The 9,367-nt window shown below is 62.2% G+C and carries 10 protein-coding genes and 1 pseudogene; 1 reads left to right on the forward strand and 10 read right to left on the reverse strand.

The window, feature by feature from the left end; translation table 11 throughout:
- Positions 1 to 185: 185 nt before the first annotated feature.
- On the reverse strand, positions 186 to 395 hold the full coding sequence (locus EN964_RS14510) for a hypothetical protein (protein ID WP_127269602.1): 210 nt from the start codon (positions 393 to 395) through the stop codon (positions 186 to 188).
- A 363-nt stretch (positions 396 to 758) separates the two neighbouring features.
- On the opposite strand from EN964_RS14510, the gene EN964_RS14515 reads away from it, so the two are divergent.
- The gene (locus tag EN964_RS14515; RefSeq protein WP_127269601.1) at positions 759 to 1,139 is read left to right on the forward strand and encodes a cytochrome c family protein; all 381 of its coding nucleotides are present in this window, start codon (positions 759 to 761) and stop codon (positions 1,137 to 1,139) included.
- Positions 1,140 to 1,186: 47 nt separating this feature from the next.
- Here the strand turns inward: EN964_RS14515 and gph are convergent, their stop codons facing one another.
- The 9 genes and pseudogenes from gph to EN964_RS38525 form a co-directional block, all read right to left on the reverse strand.
- Positions 1,187 to 1,888 (reverse strand): phosphoglycolate phosphatase, encoded by a 702-nt coding sequence (gph, locus tag EN964_RS14520; protein ID WP_127269852.1) that lies wholly within the window; start codon positions 1,886 to 1,888, stop codon positions 1,187 to 1,189.
- Positions 1,885 to 2,442, reverse strand: coding sequence for a thioredoxin family protein (locus EN964_RS14525; protein WP_127267897.1), 558 nt, complete (start codon positions 2,440 to 2,442; stop codon positions 1,885 to 1,887). Before EN964_RS14525 ends, gph begins: the two co-directional genes overlap by 4 nt.
- A 21-nt stretch (positions 2,443 to 2,463) precedes the next feature.
- Entirely contained in the window at positions 2,464 to 3,150 is a 687-nt protein-coding gene (gene rpe, locus EN964_RS14530; protein ID WP_127267898.1) for a ribulose-phosphate 3-epimerase, read from the reverse strand.
- Between the two features lie 60 nt (positions 3,151 to 3,210).
- The gene (gene cbbX, locus EN964_RS14535; RefSeq protein WP_245490654.1) at positions 3,211 to 4,137 is read right to left on the reverse strand and encodes a CbbX protein; all 927 of its coding nucleotides are present in this window, start codon (positions 4,135 to 4,137) and stop codon (positions 3,211 to 3,213) included.
- Positions 4,138 to 4,156: 19 nt separating this feature from the next.
- Positions 4,157 to 4,591 (reverse strand): ribulose bisphosphate carboxylase small subunit, encoded by a 435-nt coding sequence (locus EN964_RS14540; protein WP_013532057.1) that lies wholly within the window; start codon positions 4,589 to 4,591, stop codon positions 4,157 to 4,159.
- 18 nt (positions 4,592 to 4,609) lie between these two features.
- Positions 4,610 to 6,103 carry a ribulose-bisphosphate carboxylase large subunit gene (locus EN964_RS14545; protein WP_013532056.1) on the reverse strand — a complete coding sequence of 498 codons (1,494 nt, stop codon included), beginning with the start codon at positions 6,101 to 6,103 and terminating at the stop codon, positions 4,610 to 4,612.
- 21 nt (positions 6,104 to 6,124) lie between these two features.
- A complete protein-coding gene (fba, locus tag EN964_RS14550; RefSeq protein ID WP_127267899.1) occupies positions 6,125 to 7,204 on the reverse strand; it encodes a class II fructose-bisphosphate aldolase in 1,080 nt (359 codons plus the stop codon).
- A gap of 11 nt (positions 7,205 to 7,215) precedes the next feature.
- The gene (gene tkt / locus EN964_RS14555) at positions 7,216 to 9,228 is read right to left on the reverse strand and encodes a transketolase (RefSeq protein WP_127267900.1); all 2,013 of its coding nucleotides are present in this window, start codon (positions 9,226 to 9,228) and stop codon (positions 7,216 to 7,218) included.
- Positions 9,229 to 9,238: 10 nt separating this feature from the next.
- A pseudogene (locus EN964_RS38525) lies at positions 9,239 to 9,367 on the reverse strand (phosphoribulokinase); the annotation flags it as partial.

Below are 9,367 nucleotides of genomic sequence, written 5' to 3' on the forward strand. Positions count from 1 at the left end.
TGCCGCCTTAGCGTATCGAGTTCCCAACTCACGGTTCCGAACTTCAGCACACCGAGGCGAATCCTGGCTGCCGCAACGACCGGCCTGGTAGCAAGAACAGCGGCTGTCCCGAGAACCGCCAGACGCAGCGTCATGCGCCGTGAAACCATCATGACACCTCCTCCCCAGGGTTCCGCGCTGCCAAATTAGATGGCTCGTTCCTTGCTCGGAAATGCGCATTTCCAGCGCATGACCTTGAGGTTCGGGTGTTCTTGAGACCATTTCGCGATTTCGCTGGGGGCAAGGATCATGCATTGGAACAGAGTGCCGCGGCTCTCGAAATAGAGATGTTCGTCTCGGCAATTGCTCGGATTGGCGCTGAGGCAAACCGTCAATATGAGATCGACCATGTCCATTCAGCACCTCTTGCGCGTTCCCAAACGCCCATATCGGCAAGCCCAGCCCAACCAGGAGCGAGGACAAAATCACCGCTTGCCGGATTTCCCGAGGTGCCAATGGAGAAACCGGAATGAGGTCAAGCTACGCGCTCGCCGGATAGCCGTCAACAAAGACGAATGGACAGGTCTCTTGAGCACCCAGGCCTCTAAACCTTTGTACGATTGACTTTCACAACATGCCAATTAGCTTCTGAGCCACGCGGCGCGGCTCCACGGGAGAAGCGGATATTCCACTCCACCGCGTAAGGCGCATGCAGACGGATCAAAGGATCGGCATGCGCAAATCGTCCAGGGCACCCAGACGATCAATGAGGAAATACCATGCGCGCAATCGCATTTTTCGCAGTCATGTCCGTTGTGCCCTTCATGGCGAGCCAATCCCAGGCCCAGGATGCGGCGGCCGGTGAGAAGGTCTTCGCCAAATGCAAGGTCTGCCATGCCGCCGACCAGGACAAGAACAAGGTCGGCCCGTCGTTGAACGGCGTCATAGGCCGAACGGCTGGGACACACCCGGGGTTCAGCTATTCTCAGGCGATGGTCGCGGCTGGAAAATCCGGCGTCAAATGGGATGAGCCCTCGCTGAAGACCTATCTTCACGATCCCAAGGCCATGATCAAAGGAACGAAGATGGCGTTTGTCGGCCTCAAGCAGGACGAAGACATCGCCAATGTCATTGCCTATCTGAAGCAATTCTCGAAATAGAGCGCAGCCGGCCGTTCGAATTTGCGTTCGGCCGGCGGACGCCTTGATCACGCATCGGCTTGCAGCTTCTGCATGGCCGAAGGCAGATCGAAAAGGCTGTCGCAAACAAGGTCGGCGCCAAGCTCTTCCACCGGAATGTGGCTGTAGCCGCCGCGCAACAGAATGACGGCCATGCCGGCGGCGCGTGCGGCACCCAGGTCAGCGCCACTGTCTCCGACCAGCAGCGCGTCACCGGCGTCGACCCCAAGCTGTGCCAACGCCAGCAGCAGGGCATCGGGCGCCGGTTTCAGGAATGTCACCGCGTCTCCGCCAACGATTGCGCCGAAATATTCCGTCAATCCGAAATGAAGCAGGATTTCGCGGGTCGCCAACTGCGGTTTGTTGGTTGCCACGCCCATGCTTACTCCGCCCAAATGAAAGTGGGTGAGAGCCTCCCTGACTCCAGGCATCAGCCTTGTCAGGCCGGTCAGATGCCGGCGGTAGATAGGCGCCATGACGCGATGGGCCTCATCGAGAGCGTTGCCGAGCAGTGGCGCTCCCGACGCGGCGAAGGCTCGCTCGATCAATTTCCTGACGCCGCCGCCGATCATGGCCGTGACCTGATCCAGGCGCAGCGGCGGCAGACCGCGACTGGCCAGCAGTTCGTTGACGGCGGCCGCTATGTCCGGTGCCGAGTCGACCAGCGTGCCGTCGAGATCGAACAGGATCGCCTTCGGCGATCGAAGCGGCCTACCTGCACCGACGTTCATGCGGCATCCTTCCACTTGATCGAGCAGCCGATCGAGGCGATCTGGTCCAGCGGCCCGTCGCCGGTTCGGGCAACCTGCTTCATCGCCTCGAACAGGTCGCGTCTCAGCCCGGGCGCTCCGGCTTCTCGTCGCGAGGCGTCCAGCCGACCGCGATATTGCAGTCCCAACTCGCTGTTGAACCCGAAGAAATCGGGAGTGCACACGGCTGCGTAATCGCGCGCCACAGTTTGGTGCTGGTCGTGCAGGTAAGGGAAGCTGAAGCCGTTCGTCGTGGCGAAGAGCTTCATTTGGTCGAAGGAATCCTCCGGGTAGGTGTCGGCATCGTTTGAGTTGATCGCGACAAAGCCGATACCTTCGGCCTTGAGGTCGTTGGCATCGCGCACGATACGTGAAATCACTGCCTTCACATAAGGGCAGTGATTGCAGATGAAGGCCACGACCAGACCGTTCGGGCCGGCCTGGCTGAAGATCGAATGCGACCTGCCGTCGACGCCAGGCAAAACGGCATCGATGGCGCGCCAGCCGAAATCGCAGACAGGGGGGACGGCCGCCATGCTTGCCTCCGATGGAATTGTTTACGCCGCTTTCCGGATCGCACCGTCGGCCGTCTGTCGGATGGCTCCAATGTTGGTGCGATAAGCCGCCTCGGTGCCCCCCTTGAACACGGCCGACCCGGCGACCAGCACATTGGCCCCGGCCGCGGCGACCAGCGGGGCGGTTTCGGCCGTGACGCCGCCATCGATTTCGATGTCAATCGGGCGGTGGCCAACCAGTGCCTTGATTCGCCTGATCTTCTCGATGACCGCGGAAATGAAGGCCTGGCCGCCAAAGCCTGGATTGACCGTCATCAGCAGCACTAGGTCAAGCCTGTCGAGCACATACTCGATGACGCTCTCCGGCGTCGAAGGATTCAGCGATACGCCGGCCTTCTTGCCGAGATTTTTGATCGCCTGCAGGGAACGATCGAGATGCGGCCCGGCCTCGGCGTGCACCGTGATGATGTCGCAGCCGGCGTTGGCGAAGGCGGCCAGATAGGGGTCGGCCGGCGCGATCATCAGATGGCAATCGAAAATTTTGTCCGTTCGGTCGCGGATCGCCTTGATCACCGGCGGACCGAAGGTGATGTTGGGTACGAAATGGCCGTCCATCACGTCGAGATGGATCCAGTCGGCACCCGCCCGCACGACAGCTTCGACCTCATCGCCGAGCCGCGAGAAATCCGCGGAAAGCACGGAGGGTGCGATGATTGTCCTGGTGACCATGGTCGTCGTCTCCAATTCTGTCTGCGGGTGTTGGTCGCTGCGCCAGCCGGCTCCATCCCGTCAGCGCATCTTCGTCTCCGGTTCGCCTTCGAGTTTCCCTTCCGCGAACACGCGGCTGCCGCGAATGTCGGATTCCTCGATGGTGACAAGATCGGCTTTGGTCAACACCCGGCTGCGCGATGCGAAAAGCCGGTTGGCCTGCCGCAGCCGCGCCCGGTCGAGCCCATTGCGGACCGAACGCGCGTTGGAGAAATGCGGCAGCCTCATGCGGATCGGAAGATACTCTTCGAGCGCACGGGACGCCGCCTCGCTGAGGCGATAATTCTGCTCCGCGAGCATAATCTCGGCGATCGATTTCAGTTCGCTGACGCCATAGTCGGGGAAATCGAGGTGATGGGCGATGCGCGAACGCATGCCGGGATTGCTGTCGAAGAAGCGGTCCATCTTGTTCTTGTAGCCGGCAAGGATCACAACCAGATCGTCACGGTTGTTCTCCATGCACTGCAGCAGGATTTCGATCGATTCCTGGCCGTAGTCGCGTTCGTTCTCGGGCTTGTAGAGATAATAGGCCTCGTCGATGAAAAGCACGCCGCCCATGGCACGCTTGATCACCTCGCGGGTCTTGGGCGCGGTGTGGCCCACATACTGGCCGACGAGATCGTCGCGCGTCACGGCGACCATGTGGCCTTCGCGGACATAGCCCAGACGATGCAGGATTTCGGCCATCCTCAGCGCCACGGTGGTCTTTCCGGTGCCGGGATTTCCCGTAAAGTTCATGTGCAGCGTCGGGGCGCCCGAAGTCAGCCCGAACTTGCGGCGAAGCCGGTCGACCAGGAGGAGAGCGGCGATCTCGCGGATGCGGGTCTTGACCGGCTTCAGGCCAACGAGTTCACGGTCGAGCTTGTCCATGACCTCGTCGATGTTGGACGCCTCGAACTCGGCCTGCAGATCAACCGTCGCGTCCTGTGCGGCAGCGTCCTTGGTCATCGCGTTCAGCATGGTTCGGCTAGCTCCGCTCGCCCTCGGGCCTGTCGGTCGCATAAGGCACGATCGAATAACCCTGACTGCGGCCGTCGCGCTCCTGGCGCAGCAGCCGGAACCCGGGTTCGCTGGGCGGCCGGTTGACAATGAACGACATGCGCGGCGCTTCCCAGCCCTTGGTCGAATCGAAGGCGGTTACCCGCACATACATGTTCGGACACGCTTTCCGGCAAGCGTTGACCTCGAGCAGTATGCCCGCCGGATCTTTCAAGTCGAACATCGGGTTGCCGTACATTTCCCAATAGGTATTTCGCGGATGCGGATCGTCCGTGTACTCGACGCTGACCGCCCAATGGTTCTTCAGCGCGTATTTGATCTGCGCCGAAATCTGCTCGTCGGTCAGGTCGGGCAGGAACGAGAACTGCCCCTGTGTGACCTTGTTTCCCGGATTGGTCATCATGACGACGGTTCCTTTCGTCTAGAAGCTGGGCGTTGCGGTTGGCACGAAGTCGGCCGTGTCGGTCGATTCGTAGTTGAAGGTGACGTCCTTCCAGGTCTCCAGGGCAGCCTTCAGCGGCGTGCACCATCTGGCCGCCTGTTCGAGGATCTTGGTTCCTTCGCGCAAATAATCGCGCCCCTCGTTGCGGGCCAGGATCATCGCTTCCAAGGCGACGCGATTGGCCGTCGCGCCTGCCTGGATGCCGTCCGGATGGCCGATCGTGCCACCGCCGAACTGCAGGATGACATCCTCGCCGAGATAGTGGATCAACTGGTGCATCTGGCCGGCATGGATGCCGCCCGAGGCGACGGGCATCACCTTGTTGAGCGAGGCCCATTCCTGATCGAAGAACAGCCCGGTTTCGAGGTTCTGCGGCGTGCGCTCCTCGCGCAGCGTGTCATAAAATCCCTTGATCATGAGCGGGTCGCCTTCCAGCTTGCCGACCACCGTGCCGGCATGGATGTGGTCGACGCCGGCCATGCGCATCCATTTGCAGATGACGCGGAAATTCATGCCGTGGTTCTTCTGGCGCGAATAGGTCGAGTTGCCGGCACGGTGCAGGTGCAGGATCATGTCGTTGCGGCGCGCCCACTTGGCCATCGACTGGATCGCCGTGTAGCCGATGACGAGGTCGATCATGACGATGCAGGAGCCAAGCTGCTTGGCGAATTCGGCGCGCTCGTACATCTCCTCCATCGTGCCGGCGGTGACGTTGAGATAATGTCCTTTGACCTCGCCGGTGGCGGCCGACGCCTTGTTCACGGCCTCCATGCAGTAGAGGAAGCGGTCGCGCCAGTGCATGAAGGGCTGCGAGTTAATGTTCTCGTCGTCCTTGACGAAGTCGAGGCCGCCCTTCAGCGCTTCGTAAACGACGCGCCCGTAATTGCGTCCCGACAGGCCGAGCTTCGGCTTCGTCGTCGCGCCGAGCAGCGGCCGGCCGAACTTGTCGAGCCGCTCACGCTCCACCACGATACCGGTCGCCGGCCCCTGGAAGGTTTTGAGGTACGCCACCGGGATACGCATGTCTTCCAGCCGCAGCGCCTTGACTGCCTTGAAGCCGAACACATTGCCGATGATCGATGCGGTCAGATTGGCGATCGAGCCCGGCTCGAACAGGTCGAGGTCGTAGGCGATGTAGGCGAAGTACTGTTGCTCGGTCTTGGTTCCGGGACCGGTGTTCGGCACCGGCTCGGATCTGAACGCCTTGGCGCGATAGAGCTCGCAGGCCGTCAGTCGGTCGGTCCACACCACGGTCCACGTCGCGGTGGAGGATTCACCGGCGATGGCCGCCGCCGCCTCCTCGTGGTCGACGCCCGGCTGCGGCGTGATCCGGAACATGGCGATCAGATCGGTCTCCTTGGGCCTGTAGTCCGGCTCCCAGTAGCCCATCTTCTTGTAGGGGATGACCCCTGACTTGTAGCGTTCCTTGCCTTCCTTGAGCGTTCCCGCTGGCAGTATGTCGATCTTGTTCATGACAGGTCTCCTGTTTGTTGCTCAGGCGGCTTTCGCGGTGGCGATATGGGGATCGAGCTTTCCCGCGGCGTAACGTTTCGCCATCTCGTCCATGGCGATGACCTTGATCTTCGAGGCGTTGGACGCCGTACCGAAACGCTCGAACCGGTCCCGGCAAAGGTCGCGCAAGGCATCCATGGCTGGCTTCAGGAATTTACGGGGATCGAACTCGCGCGGGTCTTCCGTCGCGACGCGGCGGAACTGCCCGGCCATGGCCATGCGGCAATCGGTGTCGATGTTGACCTTGCGCACGCCGTAGCGGATGCCGCGCTCTATCTCCTCGACCGGAACGCCAAAGGTCTGGGGCATCTCGCCGCCGTATCTGTTGATAATGTCCTGCAACTCCTGCGGCACCGAGGAAGAGCCGTGCATGACCAGATGCGTGTTGGGCAGCTTTTCGTGGATCGCCTCGATCACCTGCATGGCCAGGATGTCGCCGTCCGGCTTGCGGGTGAATTTGTAGGCGCCGTGCGAGGTGCCGCAGGCGATCGCCAGCGCGTCGACCTGGGTTGCGGTCACAAAGTCGACCGCCTGATCGGGATCGGTCAATAACTGGTCGTGGGAAAGCGCGCCTTCGGCGCCGTGGCCATCCTCTGCCTCGCTTTGACCGGTTTCCAGCGAGCCGAGCACACCCAGTTCGCCTTCGACGGAAGCACCGACCCAATGCGCCATGCGTGCGACGCGTTCGGTTATGGCGACGTTGTAGTCGTAGCTGGCCGGCGTCTTGGCGTCCGCCATCAAGGATCCGTCCATCATCACCGAGGTGAAGCCGTGGCGGATCGCGGAAAGGCAGGTGGCCTCGCTGTTGCCGTGGTCTTGATGGATGCATAGCGGGATGGTCGGGTGGATTTCGGTCAGCGCCTCCATCATCTTGGCCAGCATGATGTCGTTGGCATAGGATCGGGCGCCACGCGAAGCCTGGATGATGACAGGCGCGTCGCAGGCCTTGGCCGCTTCCATGATGGCGAGGCCCTGTTCCATGTTGTTGATGTTGAATGCCGGTACGCCGTAGCCGTGCTCGGCGGCATGGTCGAGAAGCTGGCGAAGGGTGATGCGAGCCATTGTGAATCCTCCTAGATGATGAGCTTCAGCGCCGCTGCAGCAACCGCTTCGGACGTTATGTTGAAATGCCGGTAGAGGTCGGGGGCAGGGGCGCTGGCGCCGAAGCCGGTCATGCCGACGAAAGCGCCGGTCTCGCCGATCCAGCGGTCCCAGCCCAGCCGGGCTGCCGCTTCGACCGCGACGCGCGGCGCCGAGCCGAGGACGGCCTTGCGGGTGGCGCTGTCCTGCTCCTCGAAAAGCTCCCAGCACGGCATCGACACGACGGCGGCGGCGGCGCCATGCTCGGTCTCCAGCCTTTCGGCGGCAGCAACCGCGATCTCGACTTCCGAGCCGGTGGCGATCAGGGTGACGGCGCGGTGCTTTGCCGGCTCGCGCAGGATGTAAGCGCCCTGGCAGGAGCGGTTCTCGTCGCTGTGCGACCGACGCAGCATCGGCAGGTTCTGGCGCGACAGCACCAGGACGCTCGGCCGGTCCTTGCTCTTTAGCGCGAGTTCCCAGCACTCCGCCGTTTCGATGACATCCGCCGGGCGGAAGACGTTGAGATTAGGCGTGGCACGCAGCATCGCAAGGTGCTCGACCGGCTGGTGCGTCGGGCCGTCCTCGCCGAGGCCGATGGAATCGTGTGTCATCACATAGATGACGCGCTGGCCCATGAGCGCCGAGAGCCGCATCGCGCCGCGCGCATAATCGGCGAAGCACAGGAACGTACCGCCATAGGGCACGAAACCGCCATGCAGCGCGATGCCGTTCATGGCGGCCGCCATGCCGTGCTCACGAATGCCGTAGTGAATGTAGCGGCCGGCATAGTCACCCGGTGCAATGCGGTTCATGCCCTTGGTGATCGTCAGATTCGAATGCGTCAGATCGGCCGAGCCGCCGACGGTCAACTCCGTTGCGCCGTTGATGACCTCCAGCGCCATTTCGGAGGCTTTTCGCGTCGCCACCTTGGTTGCCTTCTCGATATGTTCGCGACGAAAGGCGTCGAGCGCTTCGAAGACCGTATCAGGCAGTTCGGCGGCGACAGCGTTTTCAAAAGCCTCGCGCCGCGGCGAGGCGGCAAGCCGCTGCTCCCAGGCGCGCCGCATCGCTTCGCCGCGACCGGCAATCTCGCGCCAGGCGAAAAGGATATCATCCGGCACATCGAACGGTGCGTGCGCCCAGCCGATGTTTTCGCGTGTCGCGGCGATCTCTGCTTCACCCAGCGGTGCGCCGTGCGTCTTCTCCGAACCGCCGAGATTGGGGGCACCCATGCCGATCACTGTGCGGCAGGCAATCAGCGATGGCCGATCCGACCGCCGCGCCGCCTCGATTGCCGCGGCGACTGCCTCCATGTCGTGGCCGGCGACACTTTGGACATCCCAGCCGGCGGCCTTGAAGCGCGCCGGCTGGTCCATCGACGTGGAGAGGGAGGTCGGCCCGTCAATGGAAATCGCATTGTCGTCCCAGAAGACGATCAGGCGGGAAAGCTTCAGGTGACCAGCGAGGTCTATTGCCTCGTGACTGATTCCCTCCTGAAGGCAGCCGTCGCCCGCAATGACATAGGTATGATGATCGACCAGATCGGCACCGTGGCGGGCGGCAAGCATGCGTTCCGCCAGCGCCATGCCGACCGCCGTGGAAATGCCCTGTCCCAGCGGTCCGGTGGTGGTCTCCACGCCAAGCGCATGGCCATATTCCGGATGTCCGGCGGTGCGGCTGCCCAACTGCCGAAATCGCTGCAATTCCTCGATCTGCATGTCTTCATAGCCGAGCAGATGATGCAGCGCGTATTGCAGCATCGAGCCGTGGCCGGCTGAAAGCACGAAACGGTCACGGTCGGGCCAGTCCGGCCTCGACGGATCGATATTGATGAAGCGGTTGAACAGCACCGTTGCGACGTCGGCCATGCCCATCGGCATGCCAGGGTGACCCGAATTCGCCTTTTGGACGCTGTCCATCGCCAGCGCGCGAATGGCGTTCGCCATGTCGCGCTCCGAGACGGGAGCGGTTGTGGTGACGGGCTTCAGTGCTGTTTGGCTGGTCATTGCATCCTCCTCACGACACACGGCTCTTGCGTTCAATCAATTGCAGGATGAGCGGCGTCAGGATCAGTTGCATGGCAAGATCGAGCTTGTTGCCTGGCACCACTATGGAATTTGGCCGCGACATGAACGAGTCGTGGAT

Origin of the sequence: Mesorhizobium sp. M7A.F.Ca.CA.001.10.2.1 (genome assembly GCF_003998575.1) — a bacterium.
Classification (GTDB): domain Bacteria; phylum Pseudomonadota; class Alphaproteobacteria; order Rhizobiales; family Rhizobiaceae; genus Mesorhizobium.

Bases quoted from the DNA above. Each gene is read 5' to 3' on its own strand.
- EN964_RS14510 (WP_127269602.1), bottom strand. From the start codon at position 395: ATGGACATGGTCGATCTCATATTGACGGTTTGCCTCAGCGCCAATCCG.
- EN964_RS14515 (WP_127269601.1), top strand. From the start codon at position 759: ATGCGCGCAATCGCATTTTTCGCAGTCATGTCCGTTGTGCCCTTCATG.
- gph (WP_127269852.1), bottom strand. From the start codon at position 1,888: ATGAACGTCGGTGCAGGTAGGCCGCTTCGATCGCCGAAGGCGATCCTG.
- EN964_RS14525 (WP_127267897.1), bottom strand. From the start codon at position 2,442: ATGGCGGCCGTCCCCCCTGTCTGCGATTTCGGCTGGCGCGCCATCGAT.
- rpe (WP_127267898.1), bottom strand. From the start codon at position 3,150: ATGGTCACCAGGACAATCATCGCACCCTCCGTGCTTTCCGCGGATTTC.
- cbbX (WP_245490654.1), bottom strand. From the start codon at position 4,137: ATGACCAAGGACGCTGCCGCACAGGACGCGACGGTTGATCTGCAGGCC.
- EN964_RS14540 (WP_013532057.1), bottom strand. From the start codon at position 4,591: ATGATGACCAATCCGGGAAACAAGGTCACACAGGGGCAGTTCTCGTTC.
- EN964_RS14545 (WP_013532056.1), bottom strand. From the start codon at position 6,103: ATGAACAAGATCGACATACTGCCAGCGGGAACGCTCAAGGAAGGCAAG.
- fba (WP_127267899.1), bottom strand. From the start codon at position 7,204: ATGGCTCGCATCACCCTTCGCCAGCTTCTCGACCATGCCGCCGAGCAC.
- tkt (WP_127267900.1), bottom strand. From the start codon at position 9,228: ATGACCAGCCAAACAGCACTGAAGCCCGTCACCACAACCGCTCCCGTC.